General features: G+C 58.5%; 20 protein-coding genes. 7 read left to right on the forward strand and 13 right to left on the reverse strand.

Annotated elements, in window-relative coordinates; all coding sequences use genetic code 11:
- Positions 1 to 60 precede the first annotated feature (60 nt).
- Positions 61 to 738: a ProQ/FINO family protein gene (locus AC097N_RS13845; protein WP_479581812.1), complete on the forward strand. Its 678-nt coding sequence runs from the start codon at positions 61 to 63 to the stop codon at positions 736 to 738.
- Here the strand turns inward: AC097N_RS13845 and modC are convergent.
- Entirely contained in the window at positions 735 to 1,802 is a 1,068-nt protein-coding gene (gene modC / locus AC097N_RS13850) for a molybdenum ABC transporter ATP-binding protein (protein ID WP_479581813.1), read from the reverse strand. The genes AC097N_RS13845 and modC overlap by 4 nt on opposite strands.
- A 38-nt stretch (positions 1,803 to 1,840) precedes the next feature.
- Positions 1,841 to 2,974 carry a helix-turn-helix domain-containing protein gene (locus AC097N_RS13855; protein ID WP_479581815.1) on the reverse strand — a complete coding sequence of 378 codons (1,134 nt, stop codon included), beginning with the start codon at positions 2,972 to 2,974 and terminating at the stop codon, positions 1,841 to 1,843.
- A 279-nt stretch (positions 2,975 to 3,253) separates the two neighbouring features.
- Here AC097N_RS13855 and AC097N_RS13860 point away from each other — a divergent pair, with 279 nt between their 5' ends.
- From AC097N_RS13860 to AC097N_RS13880, 5 genes are all read left to right on the forward strand, one after another.
- On the forward strand, positions 3,254 to 3,730 hold the full coding sequence (locus AC097N_RS13860) for a 4Fe-4S dicluster domain-containing protein (protein WP_479581818.1): 477 nt from the start codon (positions 3,254 to 3,256) through the stop codon (positions 3,728 to 3,730).
- A gap of 11 nt (positions 3,731 to 3,741) precedes the next feature.
- The gene (locus AC097N_RS13865; protein ID WP_479581820.1) at positions 3,742 to 5,589 is read left to right on the forward strand and encodes an aldehyde ferredoxin oxidoreductase family protein; all 1,848 of its coding nucleotides are present in this window, start codon (positions 3,742 to 3,744) and stop codon (positions 5,587 to 5,589) included.
- 71 nt (positions 5,590 to 5,660) lie between these two features.
- A complete protein-coding gene (locus tag AC097N_RS13870; protein ID WP_479581822.1) occupies positions 5,661 to 6,956 on the forward strand; it encodes an NAD(P)/FAD-dependent oxidoreductase in 1,296 nt (431 codons plus the stop codon).
- A 12-nt stretch (positions 6,957 to 6,968) separates the two neighbouring features.
- Positions 6,969 to 7,223 (forward strand): MoaD/ThiS family protein, encoded by a 255-nt coding sequence (locus AC097N_RS13875; RefSeq protein ID WP_479581824.1) that lies wholly within the window; start codon positions 6,969 to 6,971, stop codon positions 7,221 to 7,223.
- Positions 7,224 to 7,523, forward strand: a complete 300-nt coding sequence (locus AC097N_RS13880) for a hypothetical protein (protein WP_479581826.1) — start codon at positions 7,224 to 7,226, stop codon at positions 7,521 to 7,523.
- A 44-nt stretch (positions 7,524 to 7,567) separates the two neighbouring features.
- Here the strand turns inward: AC097N_RS13880 and crcB are convergent, their stop codons facing one another.
- A complete protein-coding gene (crcB, locus tag AC097N_RS13885) occupies positions 7,568 to 7,951 on the reverse strand; it encodes a fluoride efflux transporter CrcB (RefSeq protein WP_479581828.1) in 384 nt (127 codons plus the stop codon).
- Positions 7,952 to 8,571: 620 nt separating this feature from the next.
- On the opposite strand from crcB, the gene AC097N_RS13890 reads away from it, so the two are divergent.
- Complete coding sequence (locus AC097N_RS13890; protein WP_479581830.1) at positions 8,572 to 9,105, forward strand: diguanylate cyclase domain-containing protein; 534 nt, start codon at positions 8,572 to 8,574, stop codon at positions 9,103 to 9,105.
- A gap of 50 nt (positions 9,106 to 9,155) precedes the next feature.
- Here AC097N_RS13890 and AC097N_RS13895 read toward each other — a convergent pair whose 3' ends face one another.
- From AC097N_RS13895 to pheA, 10 genes are all read right to left on the reverse strand, one after another.
- Entirely contained in the window at positions 9,156 to 9,539 is a 384-nt protein-coding gene (locus tag AC097N_RS13895) for a ComEA family DNA-binding protein (protein WP_479581832.1), read from the reverse strand.
- A 143-nt stretch (positions 9,540 to 9,682) separates the two neighbouring features.
- Positions 9,683 to 10,702 (reverse strand): ADP-glyceromanno-heptose 6-epimerase, encoded by a 1,020-nt coding sequence (gene rfaD / locus AC097N_RS13900; RefSeq protein WP_479581834.1) that lies wholly within the window; start codon positions 10,700 to 10,702, stop codon positions 9,683 to 9,685.
- Complete coding sequence (gene rfaE1, locus AC097N_RS13905; RefSeq protein WP_479581836.1) at positions 10,699 to 11,628, reverse strand: D-glycero-beta-D-manno-heptose-7-phosphate kinase; 930 nt, start codon at positions 11,626 to 11,628, stop codon at positions 10,699 to 10,701. The genes rfaD and rfaE1 overlap by 4 nt, the downstream gene beginning before the upstream one ends.
- Before the next feature lie 16 nt (positions 11,629 to 11,644).
- Positions 11,645 to 12,802 carry a lipopolysaccharide assembly protein LapB gene (lapB, locus tag AC097N_RS13910; protein WP_479581838.1) on the reverse strand — a complete coding sequence of 386 codons (1,158 nt, stop codon included), beginning with the start codon at positions 12,800 to 12,802 and terminating at the stop codon, positions 11,645 to 11,647.
- Positions 12,792 to 13,094, reverse strand: a complete 303-nt coding sequence (locus tag AC097N_RS13915) for a LapA family protein (RefSeq protein ID WP_479582042.1) — start codon at positions 13,092 to 13,094, stop codon at positions 12,792 to 12,794. Before AC097N_RS13915 ends, lapB begins: the two co-directional genes overlap by 11 nt.
- Before the next feature lie 69 nt (positions 13,095 to 13,163).
- Positions 13,164 to 13,484, reverse strand: coding sequence for an integration host factor subunit beta (locus AC097N_RS13920; protein WP_479581840.1), 321 nt, complete (start codon positions 13,482 to 13,484; stop codon positions 13,164 to 13,166).
- Positions 13,485 to 13,559: 75 nt separating this feature from the next.
- Entirely contained in the window at positions 13,560 to 15,284 is a 1,725-nt protein-coding gene (rpsA, locus tag AC097N_RS13925; protein ID WP_479581842.1) for a 30S ribosomal protein S1, read from the reverse strand.
- A 52-nt stretch (positions 15,285 to 15,336) separates the two neighbouring features.
- Positions 15,337 to 17,343: a bifunctional 3-phosphoshikimate 1-carboxyvinyltransferase/cytidylate kinase gene (locus tag AC097N_RS13930; protein WP_479581844.1), complete on the reverse strand. Its 2,007-nt coding sequence runs from the start codon at positions 17,341 to 17,343 to the stop codon at positions 15,337 to 15,339.
- Positions 17,343 to 18,215 carry a prephenate dehydrogenase gene (locus AC097N_RS13935; RefSeq protein WP_479581846.1) on the reverse strand — a complete coding sequence of 291 codons (873 nt, stop codon included), beginning with the start codon at positions 18,213 to 18,215 and terminating at the stop codon, positions 17,343 to 17,345. Before AC097N_RS13935 ends, AC097N_RS13930 begins: the two co-directional genes overlap by 1 nt.
- 24 nt (positions 18,216 to 18,239) lie before the next feature.
- Complete coding sequence (gene pheA, locus AC097N_RS13940) at positions 18,240 to 19,322, reverse strand: prephenate dehydratase (RefSeq protein WP_479581848.1); 1,083 nt, start codon at positions 19,320 to 19,322, stop codon at positions 18,240 to 18,242.
- Between the last annotated feature and the right edge of the window lie 3 nt (positions 19,323 to 19,325).

Consider the following 19,325-nt stretch of genomic DNA (forward strand, 5'->3'; position numbering starts at 1 on the left):
CCACACGGGTCACGTCAGCCATTTCGTCGACAATCATGGGTTGATCAAACGTTTAATTCCATGACCAGTACCACACCAGAAGCACCTGCCCAGACCGTTGACGCCGCGCCATCCGGCGAGCCCAACAAGAAGCCCAGTCGTTCACAAACTGTCCAGCCGGTGCTTGAGCAGTTGTTTGCGCTGTATCCGCATTTGTTCGGGGCCGAATTCCTTCCCCTCAAGCTCGGCATTTTTCAGGAGTTGCTGGCCACTCACCCGGATGCTTTTCAGCGCGACACACTCAAGGCCGCTTTGGGGGTGCATACCCGTTCAGGACGCTATTTGCAGAGCGTGGCCGCTGGCAAAAAACGCCATGACCTGCAAGGTCAGGCGGGGGACGATGTGTCCCCAGAACACGTGTACCTGGCTTTGCTGGAACTGTTCCGGCGTCGTCAGGGACGCTCCAATGACGACTTGCGGCCCAAATTCCGCAGCCAGCTGATGGCGGCTTATGAAGCCTCCGGCCTGGACCGTCTGGAGTACCTGGCCAAGGTGCAGACCCAAGATGTGGATGCCAACGCACTGCTGGCAGAGGCATTTGCCGAGCTTGATCAAAAACTCGCCAAGCACGAAGCGTTGCGTCGCGCCTTTGAAGGCAGTGGCAAGACGCTGGAAGAGTTTGCTGACATGTACGGGATGGACCAGCGCGATGTGCGCAGGGCGCTTGACAGCGGCAAGCCCAAAAAGCAGGGCGATTAACCGAGAATCGCGACGCCCTTGATCTGCGCGAATACCGCCAGCCCAGGCACCAAGCCCAAGGTTCGGACCGATCGCGACGTGATGCGGGCCAGCAACGGGCAGCCGCCAACCTCCAGCGCCACCATCACCTGACCGGGGCTGTCGGGTGACAGTGCGATCACCCTTGCGCTGAGGATGTTGAGGATGCTGGTGCCGGTTTGCCCGTGCAGGGTCAGACTGACATCCCTCGCCTGCACCCGAATTCGCAGTGGTTTGCCGACTGCAACAGCTTGTTGCGGGACCGTGAGCGTGCCGCCACCAAAACTCGCGGTGCTGAGGTGGTCTTCGTCATCGTGACTGAGCACGGTGGCGATCAATACCGCACCGGCGGTGTCGTCATGCGCCAGGGGCAAGTCCAGACGTGTCATGAGTTCTGCGGTAGGCCCGCTGGCTGTGACCCGACCCGAATCGAGCAGCACCAAATGGTCGGCCAGCCGCGCGACTTCGTCAATGGAGTGGCTCACATAGATGATCGGGATGTCCAGGTCGCGGGTCAGACGCTCGAGATAGGGCAGGATTTCCTGCTTGCGTTTCATGTCCAGCGCGGCCAGTGGTTCATCCATGAGCAGCAGCCGAGGCCGGACCGCCAGCGCCCGCGCAATGGCCACGCGCTGGCGTTCGCCGCCCGACAAGTGCTCGGGTTGGCGATCAAGCAGGTGCGCAATGCCCAGCAGTTCAATGGCTTGCTCCAGCCCCGACGCGTCACCGTCGGGCGTTCGTTTCATGCCATAACGCAAATTGCCCATCACCGAGAGGTGCGCAAAGAGGCTGGCCTCCTGAAATACATACCCCAGTGACCGTTGGTGGGCAGGCACCCATTGCCGCTCGTCCTGCCAGACCTGGCCTGCCAGGCTGACCGTGCCGTTGGGAACCCGTTCCAGGCCGGCGATGCAACGTAACACGGTGGTTTTGCCGGAGCCCGATGGACCGAACAAGGCGCTCACGCCGCGGGTGGGCAAGTCCAGATCAACGTCCAGTGTGAAACCAGGCCAGTCAAGGCGGAATCGGGCTTGAATTGCCGACATCTCAGAGCCCTTTGCGGGCAAGGTCGCCGGAGGTCTCCTCATGCCCCTTGCCCTGGGCGTCGCCCCAATTTGCGGTAGACCGTGGCGCGGCTGATGCCCAAGGCGCGGGCCGCGTCGGCAACATTGCCCCTGGCTTGGTCAACCGCTTTGAGAATCAAGGCGGTTTCGATGTCTTTGAGTGGCAGGTTGTCACCCCGGCGCGTTCGCAAGTCGGGCTGAATGGCAAACTCCTCTCGCGAGCGCTCAATGGGCAGAGCCTGCAATCGCAAACCATTCCACAGCGGAATTTCAAGGACCGCATCAGTACGCCGCGCCGCGTCAAAAAGCAGCTGATAGGGAATGCCAAAGACGTCGCTCACATGGACCGCCGGTTCGCCGGGCGCGGCGAGATGGGGCACCATCTGGCGTGCAATCGGGTTGGCGCCGGTGATCATGCCGTCCTCATCCAGGCAGACGATGCCGTCCGCTTCACTCCCCAATGCGTTTGCGGGCCAGTTCAAACGCACCATGAGGCTGTGGGTTTGTCCCAGCACCAAAGCGTTTTCTATTTTCAGTGCGGATTGGGTTACCAGGTGTTTGAGTTCAGGGCGCTCTGCGGCGTCAATGCCGGTCAGATCCAGCATGCCCACGCACGTACCATCGGGACCAAACAGGGGTGCGCCCGCACAACTGTAGACCGATGTGCTGGTGAAAAAATGCTCACCCCGGTGCAACCACACCGGCTGCAATTCGGTCAAGGCGGTGCCAATCGCGGTCGTGCCCACGCTGCGTTCCGAGAGGTCGGCCCCAATGCGGGTGATGTTGTTGGCGCGGGGGTCCGAGCGGTCGATCGGGCCACTCACGTCGACCACGACACCGTCGCTGTTGGTGAGAATCGCAAAGTAACGCGTGTTGACGATGGCCCGTCCCAATCCCTCCAGAATCGGCTTGGCGGTTTGGACCAGTCGTTGGTTGGCTTCGTTGGTGCGACGTATCTGCTGGTTGGTGACCAGGTCAAACGAGACCGGTTCATGCGGTTGAAGTCCCAGACTCATGCAGCGTTGCCATGAACGCTCAATCCACGGAGCAATCCAGCCGGCGGGCAACAGGGCGTGGTCCTGCATCAAAGCGCGCCGGGCGCGTTCGATGCCTGCGAGCCGCAGGGAGGAGCCGGGGGCTGTTGAGCCTGCCATGGTGTGGAGTGTCTCGGTAGGGTTCATGGTTCGCGCTACATCGATTTTGCCGATGCCCTGCAATTCTCGTACACAACGGGTACATAACATCTGCATAACGCCCGGTTTGATGCGGACTGACCCGGGCCGTGTTTCAAATTGAGAATTTCATGCGTATGCCCTTACATGACTAGGGTTATCCCTGAAAGATTTAGTCCGTGTCCGTCCAACAATCGCTATGTATTTAAATTCATAGGCAAGGCATTGCATAGGGCGTGCCGCTACCCACAGGAGAGATACATGCAAAAAGTGTTGCACATCAACGCAGACAAGTGCACCGGCTGCCTGCAATGCGAAATGGCTTGTTCTTTCGAGAACTACGGCACTTTCGCTACCGCCAAATCCCGCATCAAGGTATTTGACTTTCACCACACCGGCAAAAAAGTACCCTATACCTGCACCCAGTGCGACGAGGCGTGGTGCCTGCATGCCTGCCCGGTAGAAGCCATCACGGTGGACAAGGCCACCGGCGCCAAGGTGGTGAATGAATCAACCTGCGTCGGCTGCAAGGTCTGCACCATTGCCTGCCCCTTTGGCACCATCAATTACGTGCAGGAAACCGGCAAGGTGCAAAAGTGCGACCTGTGCGGTGGCGAGCCAGCCTGTGCCGATGCGTGCCCCACCGGCGCCATCACCTTCATTGACGCCAACTGGACCGGTCTGGGCAAGATGGCGCAGTGGGCAGACAAACTTGGCAACCAGCCTTCGGCTGTTTAAGGAGAAGCATCATGTCATGGGCAGGAAAAATTCTTCGCGTTGATTTGACCGCAGGTACCGTCAAATCCGAGCCACTCAATATGGATTGGGCGCACGCTTACCTCGGCTCGCGTGGGCTGGGCTCCAAGTACCTGGTGGAGGAGGTCGATGCCAAAGTTGATCCCCTGTCACCTGACAACAAAATCATCTGGGCCACCGGGCCGCTGACCGGCACCATGGCCTCCACAGGCGGTCGCTACACGGTGATCACCAAGAGTCCGCTGACTGGCACCATTGCCTGCTCCAACTCCGGTGGTTACTGGGGTGCCGAGTTCAAGATGGCCGGTTGGGACATGGTGATTTTTGAAGGCAAGAGCGCCAAGCCCGTGTACCTCTATGTCAATGACGACATCGTGGAGCTGCGCGATGCCGCCCACCTGTGGGGCAAGAGCGTCTGGCAGACCGAAGAAATGCTCAAGAAGAGCTTGCAAGACCCGCTGACCCGTGTCTCCAGCATTGGTAAAGCCGGTGAAAACGGCGTTTTGTACGCCAGTGTGGTGAACGACCTGCACCGTGCCGCCGGTCGGTCGGGCGTGGGCACCGTCATGGGCAGCAAAAACCTCAAGGCGATTGCGGTGCGCGGCACCAAAGGCGTGGGCAACATCCAGAACCCCAAGGCGTTCATGAAAGCCATTGCCGAGAAGAAAAAAATTCTCGCCGAGAACGCCGTCACCGGTCAGGGCCTGCCGGCCTATGGCACGCAAGTGTTGATGAACGTCATCAATGAGATGGGCGCGCTACCCACCCGCAATCACCGTGACAACGCGTTTGAAAGCGCCAAGGACATTTCGGCCGAAGCCATGGCCACGCCGCGCAAGACCGACGGCAAAAAGCAACTGGTCACCAACCAGGCCTGCTTTGGTTGCACGATTGCGTGCGGACGCATCAGCAAGATGGACGAGAGCCACTTCACGGTGGCCAACAAGCCCCAGTATTGGGGGGCATCCGGCGGCCTGGAATACGAAGCGGCCTGGGCGCTGGGTGCGGCCAATGGCGTCAAAGACCTGGAAGCCCTGCAATACGCCACCATGCTGTGCAACGAGGAAGGCATTGACCCCATCAGCTTTGGCGCCACCGTGGGCGCCGTGATGGAAATGTATGAAATGGGCGTGCTGACCAAGGAGCAGATTGGCATTGAGGCCCCGTTTGGCTCGGCCCAGGCCTTGGCGTTTTTGACCGAAGAAACGATCTACGGCCGGGGCTTTGGCGTGGAAATTGGCCAGGGCTCCAAGCGCCTGACGGCCAAGTATGGCCAGCCGGACCTGAGCATGACCAGCAAGGGCCAGGAGTTTCCGGCCTATGACGGCCGTGCCATTCAGGGCATCGGCCTGGCGTATGCCACCAGCAACCGGGGTGGCTGCCATTTGCGCGGTTACACCATTGCGTCCGAAGTGTTGGGCATTCCGGTCAAGACCGATCCGCTCGAGCACGAAGGCAAGCCTGAACTGGTCAAAGCCTTCCAGGACGCGACGGCTGCTTTTGACTCATCCGGCCTGTGTGTGTTCACGACCTTTGCCTGGGGCCTGGCGGACCTGGCACCACAAATCTCGGCGGCTTGCGGCGACCAATACACGACCGAAGAGTTGGAGAAAATAGGTGAGCGCATCTGGAACATGGAGCGCGAATTCAACAACCGTGCTGGCTTCACCGCCAAGGACGACAGCCTGCCCAAGCGTCTGCTCACTGAAGCCTGCAAAACCGGCCCGTCCAAAGGCAAGGTCAACATGCTGGCCGAGATGATGCCCAAGTACTACGCCGTGCGCGGTTGGGACACGGAAGGCCGCCCCACCGCTGAAACCCGCACGCGTCTGGAGCTGTAAGCGCGAGCCGCCAGCGACATTGATCACGAAGTAGCGGTCCTCGGTGGCCGCTTTTCTTTTTGGAGAGAAACATGACCCACCACCTCATTCTCGGTGCCGGCCCCGCGGGCGTCATCGCAGCCGAAACCATTCGCAAACACGCGCCGCTTGATGCCATCACCATCGTGGGCGATGAAAAGGAGCCGTCTTATTCGCGCATGGCCATTCCCTACCTGTTGATGGGCAACATTGACGAGCATGGCACCTACCTGCGCAAGAGCCCGACGCATTTCCAGAATTTGAAGGTAAATGTGCTCCAAGCCCGCGTCCAGCGTGTGGATACAGCTATTAAAAGTGTAGTGCTGGACAACGGCAACGTCCTTGCTTTCGACACGTTGCTGATTGCCACCGGATCGCACCCCGTGCGTCCGCCTATTCCCGGCATTGACTCAGCCGGTGTGCACCCCTGCTGGACGCTGGAGGACGCACGCAACATCATGGCACTGGCCACCAAGGGGGCCAGGGTGCTGCAACTCGGTGCCGGTTTCATTGGTTGCATCATCATGGAGGCGCTGGCCGCGCGGGGCGTGAAATTGAGCGTGGTCGAGATGGGCGACCGCATGGTGCCGCGCATGATGGGGCCCACCGCAGGCGGCATGATTCGCGACTGGTGCGAGGCCAAGGGTGTGGAGGTATTTACCGGTACGCGCGTGGAATCCATCGAGCCCGGCGCCCCTTTGACCGTGCACCTGTCCAACGGCAAACACATGTCTGCTGATTTGGTGATCAGCGCGGCCGGTGTGCGCCCCGCCATCGGTTTTCTGGAGAACTCCGGCATCACCTGCCTGCTGGGTGTGCTGACCGACGAACATCTGCAAACCAACGTGCCCGGCATCTACGCGGCAGGGGACTGCTGCGAGGCCTTTGACAAGGTCAGCGGCAAGACCATCGTCAGCGCCATCCAGCCCAATGCCGCCGAGCAGGCGCGCGTGGCCGCCATGAACATGGTGGCTTTTGGGCGCAAAAAAGTGCCTATGGCCAACCTCAAGGGCGTGACGCAAATCAACGTGCTGGACACGCTGGGGCTCATTTCCACCAGCTTCGGTGACTGGCAAGGCCGTCCCGGTGGCGAGCACGTGGAGCTGACCGACCTGGACGCCGGTCGCCACCTCAGCCTGCAGTTCAAGGATGATGTACTGGTAGGCTGCAACAGCGTTGGCTGGACCGACCACGTGGGCGTGATGCGCGGCCTGGTGGAGGGCCAGGTCAAACTCGGCGAATGGAAGCAGACCCTCATGAAAGATCCCACCAAATTGATGGATGCTTACCTCGCCAGCGCCCAGGCCCAAAGCAGCTGGTCGGGGGCGCAGGATGAACGCCGACGATAGAAATTATTTCGAATGAAAATCACCTTCAAACTGTTTGCCTCGCTCACCGATTACCTGCCGGTGGAGGCGCGTTACACCAATGTGCTGGCGCTAGATGTTGCGCCGGATGCCACCATCAGCCAGATCATCGAACCCTATGGTCTGCCCCCGAAACTGGTGCACCTGGTGTTGATCAATGGCAAGTACATCGAACCCGACAAACGCCTGACCCAGACCTTGGTGGAAGGCGACGTGTTGGCCATCTGGCCGCCCATCGCGGGCGGTTGAGTGCAGTCTTTTTACGCCGAAAACTTTGACCGTGACATGGGCTGCACCGAGCGAGAATGGCTCATGTGGCTGCCCAATGCCATCGGTACGCATGCCAGCCAGGTGCTGGCCCAGGTGGCGCTGGTGCACATTGGTGATGGCCAGCTGAACTTGAGTTGGCGTGCCGGTGAACCACGAGTCATCGCCCTGGTCCGTATTCCCCGTTTGCTGGTGAGTTTTCGATTCAAGGGACTGGACGATGCCCAGCGTTACCTGTTCATGAAGCGGTTTGATCTGTACATGCAGCGCGGCGGCGGTTGAGTTGGCACGAAATTTATATAAAAATAGGCTCTAGCCCCCGTCAATCAAGCGCGAGCAGCTATAAAAAACATAGCGCTTCTGATGCCGGCCACGGTCAGCAGCAGCGAGCCAAACAAGTGCAGGGCGGCCGTGCCAAACGCCATGGCGTAGCGCTGCTGCCCCAGCATGCCAACCACTTCCGCCGAGAAGCTGGAAAACGTGGTGAGGGCGCCCAGAAACCCCGTGACCAATGCCAGACGCCACACCGGATCCAGGTTGGGCAGCGCCTGAAACACGGCCACACAAAGGCCGATCAGGTAGCCTCCGATAAGGTTCGCGGCCAGGGTGCCCAAAGGAATCACGGCACCGGGGTTAAGCCAAAGCCCCAAGCCCCAACGGGCCAGTGCGCCGATGCTGGCGCCGATACAAATTGCGAAGACTGAGATCATGGTGCGTTCATCATATAGCGCCGGGCATCCTCGACGTTCAGTTCGCTGCAATGGCTACGCTTGAGGCGAAACACATCGTCATCATGGGTCCATCCTACGGGCAGCCGCGGATCGATCGGTGCGGCACCGTTGATTGATAAGGCAGGCTTTTTGGCGAGGAACACCAAAGTGACAAGCCCAGGCACCTGCGTTGATAAATATCAGCGACCTGCCATGGTCATTTGTCTAAGCTGAATTTATGGGCGTGGCCGCAAACTGTCTCCCCCATTTGTGGGATAGACGGTGTGCGCGTTGGGGCAGAGAATTGCCGCGTGTTCAGCGCGACTCTTTCGTTGTTGGAATATGCAAATTGTCTGGGCGCCCCTTGTGTCTGGATTCTGGAGAAAACCATGCCGACCCTTGTGGCGCGCTCATCCGAGAAAAATTTCATAAGGCGCAATAGGCTGGCGTTGAGCGTTTTGCTCACGCCCGGCTTCTGTGTGCTGGGGTGGATGCTGTACGGTTTGGCTGGCCTGCTGGTTTTTGCCGTGTTGGCGGTCTGTTTGATGGCGTTGTTCTTGATTTTCCTATCCTCACGAAAGCAGTTGCAACGCGCAAAAACGCATATCAGAGCCATGCATATGGAAATTGATGCGTTGCGGGCCAAGGAGTCTGTGTTGAAGGTACAGGCCCACCACGATGACCTGACAGGCTTGGCCAATCGCCTGCTCCTGTCGGATCGCTTTCGCTTAGCGGTCGAGCGCGCCAAACGCAGTCAAAAGTCATTTGCGCTCATGATGGTTGATCTGAATGATTTCAAATCGGTCAATGACAGCTTTGGTCATGCGGCCGGGGATGCCGTCTTGATTGCCATGTCCCGGCGGTTGCTGGGTGCCGTGCGTGCATCCGATACGGTTGCGCGTCTCGGCGGAGATGAATTTATTTTGTTGATTGAGTCTGTGGACGAGGCCGAGGAATTGATTCTGATTGGCGAGAAGCTGATTGAGTCGCTGGCCGCTCCCATTGCCATGGAGGCGGGTGTGATCATTCATCGAAGCGCGAGTCTGGGTCTTGCCTTGTACCCTCGTGACGGCCTCAACATGGATGAATTGCTTTACGTTGCTGATCGCGCCATGTACGAATGCAAGTCAACCGGGCTGATGAGCTTGTATTGAGTCGCACATAAAAAAACCCGCCTGGGCGGGTTTTTTTATGTGCCGAGTAATTACTTCTTGGCAGCACTGGCAGCTGGTTTGGTCGCGTCAGCTTTGACTGCTGGTTTTTCTTCCTTGGCCTTTTTCTCGGCCTCTTTTTTGGCAGCAGGTGCCGCTGCTGGAGCCATGCCCTTGAAGCCAGCGCCTCCAACGGTCAGGCCTTCTGCCGAGAACTTGGCTGCGTTGCCTTCGCCCACACCTTGGACGCGCTCAATGAAGTCGTTCCAGTCTTTGAAATTGCCTTTTTTACGTTCATCCAGGATCTTGGTCGAAATGCCTGGGCCGATGCCTTTGATGCCATCCAGATCAGCCGCGCTGGCCTTGTTCACATCCACAGCAGCAAAGCAGACCGCGGCGTACAGCATGGTCGCGAGGACCAGAATTTTCTTCAACATGAATAAGCTCCTGAAAGTTAAAAGATCAACACAAAGAAACGACCCCTCGCAATTGACGAGGTTATCAACACAACGAGATTAGCGTAGGGTGCGTTGACCTGCAAAGATACCTGCGGTCCGAATTTCCTGAAAAGTGATTTTTCTCACGCTTGGCCTGCCATCCATTGGACGTACTGGGTCACACCGGTCTGCACATCGGCAAACTGATGATCGCAACCGATGGCGCGCAATGCCGTCAGATCGGCCTGTGTATAACTCTGGTATTTACCGCGCAAGGCGTCCGGGAAAGGGATGTACTCGATTGACCCATCAGCCGTAATGGCTTCCAGCGGCTGCGGCGCCCCACCTTTGATGGCCCGCATGGCGTTAACCACCGAGCTGGCCACATCGTTGAACGGTTGCGCCCGGCCCGTTCCGAGGTTGAAAATGCCGGACAGGCCGGGATGATCAAAGAACCACAAGTTGACGGCGACAACATCATCAATGAAGACAAAGTCTCTCATTTGTGCGCCAGCTTCATACCCGCCGTAATCACCAAACAATTTAACTTTTCCTTCAGCCGAGAATTGGTTGAACTGGTGAAAGGCGACGCTGGCCATGCGGCCTTTGTGCTGTTCGCGCGGTCCGTAAACATTGAAGTATCGAAAGCCCACCACCTGTCCGGTCTTGCCGGCCACTGAGCGTTGAAAGTCGTTGCCGCATTCGCGGCGCATGCGCTGATCAAATAACAACTTGGAGTAGCCGTAAACGTTCAGTGGTCGCTCGAATGCCGGGTCTTCCCGAAAGGTGTCGGAGCCACCATAGGTGGCCGCGCTGGAGGCGTACAAAAGCCGCGAACCGCGTTTCTGGCAAGTCTGGAACAAGCTGACCGAGGTGGTGTAGTTGTTGTCCATCATGTACTTGCCGTTGCTTTCCATCGTGTCGCTACATGCACCCTCATGAAAAACGGCTTCGACCTGGCCAAAAGAGCCCGACGCAAACATCTCGTAGAACTCTGATGCGTCCACGTAGTCGGCAATCTTCAAATCGGCCAGGTTTCGGAACTTGTCACCTTGTGTCAGGTCATCAACCGCGATGATGTCGGTAATGCCCCGGGCATTCAGCCCTTTGACCAGGTTACTGCCAATAAAGCCGGCGGCGCCGGTCACAACGATTCGGGTCATGCAAACAACTCCTCATAAGATACCGTAGCCGTACCAAATTTGCCCACCACCAGCCCGCCTGCACGGTTGGAAAGTGGCAGGGCTTCGCGCATGCTCATGCCGGCGGCGACCATGGCTGCCATGGTGGCAATGACCGTGTCACCCGCGCCCGTGACGTCAAACACTTCACGGGCCTGTGCGCTGACATGCAACTCGCCCTGGGCATCAAAAAGTGTCATGCCTTCTTCACTGCGTGTCAGCAAGACCGCCTCAAGCCCCAAGTGTTCCCTCAGGTTGTGGCATTTGCTGCGAAGATCGGCTTCGTCTGCCCAGGCCCCGATGACTTGTTGCAGTTCAGCGCGGTTGGGGGTGATCACACTGGCGTTCTTGTAGCGCGAGAAATCTGTGCCCTTGGGGTCAATCAAAATCGGTTTGCCCGCAGCCCGTGCCCGCGCGATCATGTCGCTCACGTGGGCCAGACCGCCTTTGCCATAGTCGGAAAACAGGATGGCGTCATGCTCCGGCAAGAGGTCGGCAAAAGTTGCCGTTTGTGAGGCCAGTACTTCTGTCTTGGGTGTGTTCTCGAAATCGAGACGCAGCAATTGTTGCTGGCGCCCAATGACCCGAAGCTTGACGGTGGTCTTCAAATCTGCATCGCGGCCGAAGTGGGTGCTGATGCCTGTGCCGGCCACCAGGGCCTCCAGTTTGTGACTGGCTTCATCGTCGCCCACTACCGTGAGCAGCGACGACTGGGCACCCAGTGTGACCACGTTGTAGGCCACGTTGGCCGCACCGCCATTGCGCTCTTCCTCGCGGGTGATGCGCACGATGGGCACGGGCGCTTCGGGTGAGATGCGGTCTACGGCGCCATACCAGTAGCGGTCCAGCATCACGTCGCCAACAACCAGTACGCGTGCTTTGGATAGTTTTTCTTTTGAGATAGTCATGAAGTCAATGTGTGCATCAAAGCTCTTCTACCCGCCTGGGCGGGTAGCTGTCCCATGCCTGGCAGCCAGGGCATTGCCAGAAGTGCTGTTTGGCCTCAAACCCGCAAGCCGCACAGCGGTAACGGGTCAAAGGCTTGACAGCGTGGTCCAGCGCGCGCTGGACCACGGGGTGAAATTGTTCGTGTTCCAATTTTTCGCCAGCAATCCATTTCGCTGCAGCAACGAGCGACGGTTCCTGCTCCAGATGGCGCACGTACCAATCGCGCGCGCTGGGCGACGGACCTTGAACATTGGCTTCAAGCGCGACGATGGCATCAAGAACGTCGAGCGAGTGGGACTGTTCGTAATTGATTTTCAGGAGTTCCAACGCTTCAGCCGCATGTCCGGACGCTACGGCGTATTCGACCAGCGGTCCCGCGAGCAGTGGCGTGGCGGAAGCGGACGTTTCGAGCGCTTGTCCAAGCACCTGATACGCCTCCTGCACTTTGCCCATGCTATTCAGCACGCGGGCAAGGTCAAGCCGGGGGCGTGGTGCCGTCGGTGCTGTGGCAATTGCCTGCTGCAGCAGCGGCAGCGCTTCTGCGGGCTCATGGCGTGCCAGATGAGCCGCAGCTTGCTCGCAAAGGTAATGCGCCAGTCGACCGTGAAAACTGCCCTGGTCGGACTGCTCCAGTTTTTGGGCAATCAGCGCCGCCTGGGGCCAATCGCGGCTTCTCTCGTAGTTGGCCAGCAGGGCAAGCCTCGCCTGGGCTTCAAAAGGTGTTCCTTCAAGTTTGAGCAGTGCTTCCTCTGCCCGATCGAGCAGGCCAGCCTTCAAATAGTCCAAGGCCAGGGCGTGTTGCGCCCGCTGCCGGTCTGCCTGACTCAAGTCGCCGCGAGACAGCAGGTGTTCATGCACGCGCACGGCGCGCTCGTACTCGCCACGTCGACGAAACAGGTTGCCCAGGGCGAAGTGCAGTTCAGACGTGTCGGGGTCGTTCTGGACGGCTTCGATGAAAGCATCAATGGCCTGGTCTTGCTGCTCATTGAGAAGAAAGTTCAGACCTTTGAAATAGGCTTTGGGCGCCTGGTGGTTCTCGATCCGCAATTGGCGCAGGTCCAGGCGGGAGGCAATCCAGCCCAAGGCAAACACCAGAGGTAAGCCCAGCAGGATCCAACTCAGTTCAAAGTCCATGGGGTGGCTGCAATGGCTGTGGCATCGTTTGATTTTTTTGTTCTTCGGCTTTGTTAAACGGTGTCAGGCGGGCATCGCTGGCAGCACGCCTGTGCATCCACCAGCGAGGCACCATACCCAATACGCCCACTGCCAGGCCAATTGCAAATGCCGAGAGCACCACCAGGACCTGAGGCGCGCGCCATTGCGTGCCAAAGAAAAAGTGCACGACAGTGTCCTGTTGATTGTTCAGCGCGAAGGCAAACAGGGTAAAAAAAATGGCTGCTTTAAGTACCCACTTAAGCAACCACATGAGGTTTTTCATTGATCTTCCCAGTGAAGAGCCGATTCTAGCGCCGTGGGTTCCGTACCCCATCACGTATCACTTCAATTCAGCCGTACTCTTGGATTCCAGTTCGGCGGTCCGAACATCAACCGCTTCGCGCAAGGCTTTGCCGGGCTTGAAGTGGGGAACACGTTTCTCTGGAATCGCGACACTCTCGCCACTTCGCGGATTGCGTCCCATGCGGGGTGGGCGGTGGTTGATCGAGAAACTGCCAAAGCCTCGAATCTCAATTCGGTGGCCTCGCACCAGCGCATCGTTCATGGCATCAAGAATGGCTTTGACCGCAAATTCGGCATCCCGGTGGGTGAGTTGGCTGAATCGGGCTGCTAATTCTTCGACAAGATCGGAGCGGGTCATGAAATATATATATCCGGACAAAAAAACGACCGGTGCATTGCGCGACCGGTCGTTTCTTTATTGGCGAATCAACAATTAATTGTTGTTGTCCAATTTAGCGCGCAACAAGGCGCCCAGGCTGGTGGTGCCAGCGTTTTCACGAGCCGATTGCTGGCTCAGGGTGGACATGGCTTCGTTTTGATCAGCAGCATCCTTGGCCTTGATGGACAACTGGATGTTGCGGGTCTTGCGATCCACGTTGACGACCACTGCAGTGACTTCGTCGCCTTCCTTGAGCACGTTACGGGCATCTTCCACGCGGTCGCGGGAGATTTCGCTGGCGCGCAGGTAGCCGATGATGTCATCGCCCAGATCGATCTCAGCGCCTTTGGCGTCCACGGTCTTGACCTTGCCGGTCACAACCTGGCCCTTGTCGTTGATCGTGGCAAAGGTAGTGAATGGATCGGAGTCCAATTGCTTGATGCCCAGGGAGATGCGTTCGCGGTCCACGTCCACAGCCAACACGAGGGCTTCCACTTCCTGGCCCTTTTTGTATTCGCGAACAGCGGCTTCGCCGGTTTCGTTCCATGACAGATCGGACAGGTGAACCAAGCCGTCGATGCCGGCAGCCAGACCCACAAACACACCGAAGTCGGTGATGGACTTGATCGGACCCTTCACGCGGTCGCCGCGCTTGGTGTTCTGAGCAAATTCTTGCCAAGGGTTGGCCTTGCACTGCTTCATGCCCAGAGAGATGCGACGCTTGTCTTCGTCGATTTCCAGAACCATGACTTCGACTTCGTCACCCAGGGCAACGATCTTTGAAGGCGCAACGTTCTTGTTGGTCCAGTCCATCTCGGACACGTGCACCAAGCCTTCGATTCCGGGTTCCAGTTCCACAAATGCACCGTAGTCGGCGATGTTGGTGATCTTGCCAAACATGCGTGTACCTTGGGGGTAGCGGCGGTTCACGCCCATCCAAGGATCATCACCCATTTGCTTCAGACCCAAGGACACGCGGTTTTTCTCGGTGTCAAACTTCAGGATCTTGGCGGTGATTTCCTGACCCGCTGTCACCACTTCTGATGGGTGACGGACGCGGCGCCATGCCATGTCGGTGATGTGCAACAGGCCGTCGATACCGCCCAGGTCCACGAATGCGCCGTATTCGGTGATGTTCTTGACAACACCTTGAACCACGGAACCTTCTTTGAGGGTTTGCATCAGCTTGGCGCGCTCTTCGCCCATGCTGGCTTCGACCACGGCACGGCGTGACAACACAACGTTGTTGCGCTTGCGATCGAGCTTGATGACCTTGAATTCCAGGGTCTTGTTTTCGTACGGGGACAGATCTTTGGTAGGACGGGTGTCAACCAACGAGCCGGGCAGGAAAGCGCGGATGCCATTGACCAAAACGGTCAGGCCACCCTTGACTTTGCCGCTGGTGGTGCCGGTGACAAATTCGCCGGTTTCCAGGGCTTTTTCCAGGCTCATCCACGAAGCGAGACGCTTGGCGGTGTCGCGCGACAAAATGGTATCGCCGTAGCCGTTTTCGATGGAGCCAATGGCCACCGACACGAAGTCGCCAACCTGAACTTCGATTTCGCCCTTGTCACTCTTGAATTCTTCGAGCGGCACGTAGGCTTCAGATTTGAGGCCAGCGTTGACAACAACAAAGCTGTGCTCGATGCGTACCACTTCAGCAGTGATAACTTCGCCTGGGCGCATTTCGGTGCGTTGCAGGGATTCTTCGAATAGGGCGGCAAAAGATTCGGACATTTTTGATGCGGATGATTCCGCGGGGTTAGTTTGTTGAACCACACAAGTAGTGCGCTTAAGCAGCGCGAGAAGGCCTGTGTGGACCGGTTACCTTTCAGATGGCTCTGAAAGGCTGTTTGCCCTGCCACCAATCCAACACCAGATCAACCGATTTTTCAACCGTCAGATCCGAGTTGTCCAGCAACCGGGCATCTTGTGCTGGTTTGAGTGGCGCAACGCTTCGGGACGAGTCCCGCGCGTCGCGCGCTTCCAGATCAGCGCGAAGAGATGGGAGTGTAGTTGAAATCCCTTTTGAAATCAATTGTTTAAAGCGCCGCTCGGCCCGCCGTTCGGCGCTGGCGGTCAAAAACACCTTGAGATTTGCGTCGGGAAAGATGATGGTGCCCATGTCTCGACCATCGGCGACCAGGCCCGGAAGCTCGCGAAAACCGTGTTGCAGGTCAAACAGGGCCAGGCGCACCTTGGGCAAGGTGGACACCTTGGAGGCATTCATGCCCGCTTCCTCCGTGCGGATGGCGTCGCTCACATCCATGCCGTCAACACGGACCCGGCCACCGGCAAACTGAATAGTCAGCTTGTGCAACAGGTCGGCAATGGCTTGCTCGTCTGACACCTCCAGCGTCAAGCCAGCCTGCAAGGCTGCCAGCGCGGTGATCCGGTAAAGCGAGCCTGAATCCAGGAAATGGTAGCCCAGCTGCTTGGCCAACACCGCTGCCAGAGTGCCCTTGCCTGAGGCGGTCGGGCCGTCAACGCAGATCACGGGGATGTCATTGACCGGTGTCTGCACCAGTGCAAACAAGGCTTCGAAGTAATCGGGGAATGTTTTTGCGACACATTTCGGGTCTTCAATGCGAACCGGAAGACCGGCTGGGTTGAAGGCGGCGAGCGAGAAGCACATGGCCACGCGATGGTCGTCATAGGTATGAATACTGGCGGGCTTCCAGTCGGAGACCGAGGCGGGCGGTGTGACGCGGATGTAGTCCGCACCTTCTTCGATCGTTGCCCCCAACTTGCGCAATTCCTTGGCCATGGCAGCAATGCGATCAGTTTCCTTGACCCGCCAGCTGGCAATGTTGGTCAGCGTGGTGGTGCCCTCGGCATAAAGCGCCATCACGGCCAGTGTCATGGCTGCATCCGGGATGTGGTTGCAGTCCAGGTCAATCGCCTTCAGCGGCCAGCTGCCTCGCGACACTTCCAGCCAATTGGGCCCGCTTGTCACCTGCGCGCCCATCATTTGTGCGGCATCAATGAAGCGGATATCGCCCTGAATGGACGCGGCGCCGACACCTTCAATTCGAATGCCTTTTTGGCCTGTAGCACTGGCTGTTATTGCGCCTAGTGCTACAAAATAGCTAGCGGAAGATGCATCGGCTTCGACATGCAGTGCGCCGGGTGAGGTGAACTGGCTGCCTGCCGGAATCGTGAAGCGTTGCCAGCCTTCGCGCTGCACCTGAATACCGAAGCGCGACAGCAGGTTCAGCGTGATCTCGATATAGGGACGTGAGATCAACTCACCCACGACATCAATCACGATCTCCTGCTGGGAGACCAGTGGCAGCGCCATCAACAGGGCTGTCAGAAACTGGCTGGAGACATCGCCACGTACTTTGATCGGGGCATCCAGGGTGAGCGTGGGTTTGCCAATGTGCAGCGGCGGGAAGCCATCTTGCCCCAGGTAGTCGATGTGGCAACCGAGTTGACGCAGGGCATCCACCAAGTCGCCAATCGGGCGCTCATGCATTCGGGGCACACCGCGCAACTCAAAATCGCCTCCCATGACGGCCAAGGCCGCGGTCAGCGGGCGTATGGCCGTGCCGGCGTTGCCCATGAAGAGCTGTGCCTGGCGGTTGCCAAGCTGCCCACCCAAACCATCGATTTCGACCGTTGTGCCACTTTGCCTCACACCGCAGCCGAGCTGCAACAGTGCGTCAAGCATGACGCGGGTGTCGTCGGAGTCCAGCAGGTCGTGCAGGGTGGTGGTGCCCCGGCTGAGCGCGGACAGCAGCAATACCCGGTTGGAGATGCTTTTGGAGCCCGGGAGCACGATGGTGCCACCCGCAGTGGCGAGTGGGGGGATGTCAAGAAACGCGGTTGAAAACATTACTTCTGGTGTTTGGTCATGGACCAGTTGGCACGGGTGACGCTGGCTTGCTCAATCAGGCCCTCAAGGGCTTCGCTGTTGCCACTGGAGATCATGAGTTCAAGTGCCTGCAGGTTGCGCTGGAAAATCTTGGCCTGGCCCAACAACTCTTCGCGGTTGGACATCATGACGTCGGTCCACAGTTTGGGGTCACTGGCTGCAATACGGGTGAAATCCCTAAAGCCGGGCCCGGCCAATGACAAAAAGTCCTTGCCCAGGGGTTGCCCTGAAATGGCGTTCATCAGGGCGAAAGAAATCAGGTGGGGCAGGTGACTGACGGCCGCAAAAGCGGCATCGTGGGCTTCTGGTGACATCTTGACCACGCGACATCCGAGCGCTGACCAGACATCAACCGCTTTTTGCAACTGGACTGTCAAGGTGCGCTCGATGGGCGTCAGGATGACCTGTTTGCCGGTGTACAGGTCGGCATCGGCATGCTCGACACCGGAGACTTCCCGTCCTGTAATCGGGTGTGCAGGCACGAAGGAGCCAATTTGCTCGCGCAGGGCGCGGCGACCCGCATCGACCACGTCACGCTTGGTGGAGCCCACATCCATGACCAGCATTTGAGGTGTCACCAGGTGTTTGATGGCCTTCAAAGTAGCCTCGGTGGAGGCCACCGGCACGGCAATCAGCACAATATCCGCGCCCGAGACTGCCAGCAATGCTGAGGGGGCTTCCAGGTCGATCACGCCCATTTGGCGGGCGCGCTCGGTGGTGGAGGGCGACTTGCTGTAGCCAACCACCCGTTTGACCAGACCGGCCCGCTTGAGGGCCAGCGCAAACGAACCGCCCATCAAACCACAACCGATGAGCCCAAGTTGTTCAAACATCCTGCATCCTTTGCATTGAGTTCATCATTCAGCGACCGGATAGGTGCCAAGCACTTTGTAGAACGCACAAAGGCCTTGAAGTTCCTGGAGCGCTGCTGCCACATGCGGTTCAGACGGATGGCCCTGAATGTCAATGTAAAAGTAGTATTCCCATTGGCCCGAGCGCGCGGGGCGGGACTCGAACCGCGTCATCGACACGCCATGTGTCTTGAGCGGCATCAACAGATCGTGGACGGCACCCGGCTTGTTCGGGACGGACACGATCATGCTCACACAGTCCTTGCCGGTGGCTTGTGGTGCTGGCAAGGTTTGGGGCAGGCAGACGACAGCAAATCGGGTGCGGTTGAACGCGTCATCCTGAATGGCATGGGAGGCGACGTGCAGACCAAACTCGCTACCTGCACGTTCACTCGCAATGCCTGCCCAAGCCGGGTTGGTGGCCGCCAGGCGCGCGCCTTCGGCATTGCTGGACGCGGCCCGCCGCTCGGCGTGGGGCAGATGGGTCGTGAGCCAGTCCTGGCACTGGGCCAGCGCTTGCGGGTGGGCGTAGACCACCTCAATGCCTTCGAGCGAAGGACTCAGGCGAAGCAGGTTGTGGCGCACCAGAAAGCTGGTTTCACCAATGATGTGCAGGGGTGAATTCAGGAGCAGGTCGAGCGAGCGGGAGATCACGCCTTCTGTTGAGTTTTCAATGGGTACCACGCCAAATTCGGCGCTACCCGCGGCGGTGGCGCGGAACACTTCATCAATGCTGATGCAGGGGACCCGCTCCATGCTGGAGCCAAAAAACTGAAATGCAGCCTGTTCACTGAATGTGCCAGCTGGCCCCAAAAAAGCAACGCGCTGTGCGGCTTCCAGTGCGCGGCAAGCCGACATGATTTCACGCCAGATGACGGCCACATGACTGCTTCGCAAAGGCCCCGGGTTATCCGCTTGCAAGGCGGCGATGACCTGGGTCTCGCGATCGGGGCGGAAAACGGGTGAACCATCAATGCGTTTGATTTCGCCGACCTCGTGAGCGAGGTTGGCCCGCTGGTTCAGCAGTGCCAGTAACTCCAGGTCGAGCGCGTCGATCTGGGTACGCAATTCAGGAAGAGTTTTCGCCATGGG

It is taken from the genome of Rhodoferax sp. LS1R11 (genome assembly GCF_056521395.1).

Excerpts from the sequence above, each read along its gene's own strand:
- AC097N_RS13845 (WP_479581812.1), top strand. The coding sequence starts at position 61 with ATGACCAGTACCACACCAGAAGCACCTGCCCAGACCGTTGACGCCGCG.
- modC (WP_479581813.1), bottom strand. The coding sequence starts at position 1,802 with ATGTCGGCAATTCAAGCCCGATTCCGCCTTGACTGGCCTGGTTTCACA.
- AC097N_RS13855 (WP_479581815.1), bottom strand. The coding sequence starts at position 2,974 with ATGGCAGGCTCAACAGCCCCCGGCTCCTCCCTGCGGCTCGCAGGCATC.
- AC097N_RS13860 (WP_479581818.1), top strand. The coding sequence starts at position 3,254 with ATGCAAAAAGTGTTGCACATCAACGCAGACAAGTGCACCGGCTGCCTG.
- AC097N_RS13865 (WP_479581820.1), top strand. The coding sequence starts at position 3,742 with ATGTCATGGGCAGGAAAAATTCTTCGCGTTGATTTGACCGCAGGTACC.
- AC097N_RS13870 (WP_479581822.1), top strand. The coding sequence starts at position 5,661 with ATGACCCACCACCTCATTCTCGGTGCCGGCCCCGCGGGCGTCATCGCA.
- AC097N_RS13875 (WP_479581824.1), top strand. The coding sequence starts at position 6,969 with ATGAAAATCACCTTCAAACTGTTTGCCTCGCTCACCGATTACCTGCCG.
- crcB (WP_479581828.1), bottom strand. The coding sequence starts at position 7,951 with ATGATCTCAGTCTTCGCAATTTGTATCGGCGCCAGCATCGGCGCACTG.
- AC097N_RS13890 (WP_479581830.1), top strand. The coding sequence starts at position 8,572 with ATGGAAATTGATGCGTTGCGGGCCAAGGAGTCTGTGTTGAAGGTACAG.
- AC097N_RS13895 (WP_479581832.1), bottom strand. The coding sequence starts at position 9,539 with ATGTTGAAGAAAATTCTGGTCCTCGCGACCATGCTGTACGCCGCGGTC.
- rfaD (WP_479581834.1), bottom strand. The coding sequence starts at position 10,702 with ATGACCCGAATCGTTGTGACCGGCGCCGCCGGCTTTATTGGCAGTAAC.
- rfaE1 (WP_479581836.1), bottom strand. The coding sequence starts at position 11,628 with ATGACTATCTCAAAAGAAAAACTATCCAAAGCACGCGTACTGGTTGTT.
- lapB (WP_479581838.1), bottom strand. The coding sequence starts at position 12,802 with ATGGACTTTGAACTGAGTTGGATCCTGCTGGGCTTACCTCTGGTGTTT.
- AC097N_RS13915 (WP_479582042.1), bottom strand. The coding sequence starts at position 13,094 with ATGTGGTTGCTTAAGTGGGTACTTAAAGCAGCCATTTTTTTTACCCTG.
- AC097N_RS13920 (WP_479581840.1), bottom strand. The coding sequence starts at position 13,484 with ATGACCCGCTCCGATCTTGTCGAAGAATTAGCAGCCCGATTCAGCCAA.
- AC097N_RS13930 (WP_479581844.1), bottom strand. The coding sequence starts at position 17,343 with ATGTTTTCAACCGCGTTTCTTGACATCCCCCCACTCGCCACTGCGGGT.
- AC097N_RS13935 (WP_479581846.1), bottom strand. The coding sequence starts at position 18,215 with ATGTTTGAACAACTTGGGCTCATCGGTTGTGGTTTGATGGGCGGTTCG.
- pheA (WP_479581848.1), bottom strand. The coding sequence starts at position 19,322 with ATGGCGAAAACTCTTCCTGAATTGCGTACCCAGATCGACGCGCTCGAC.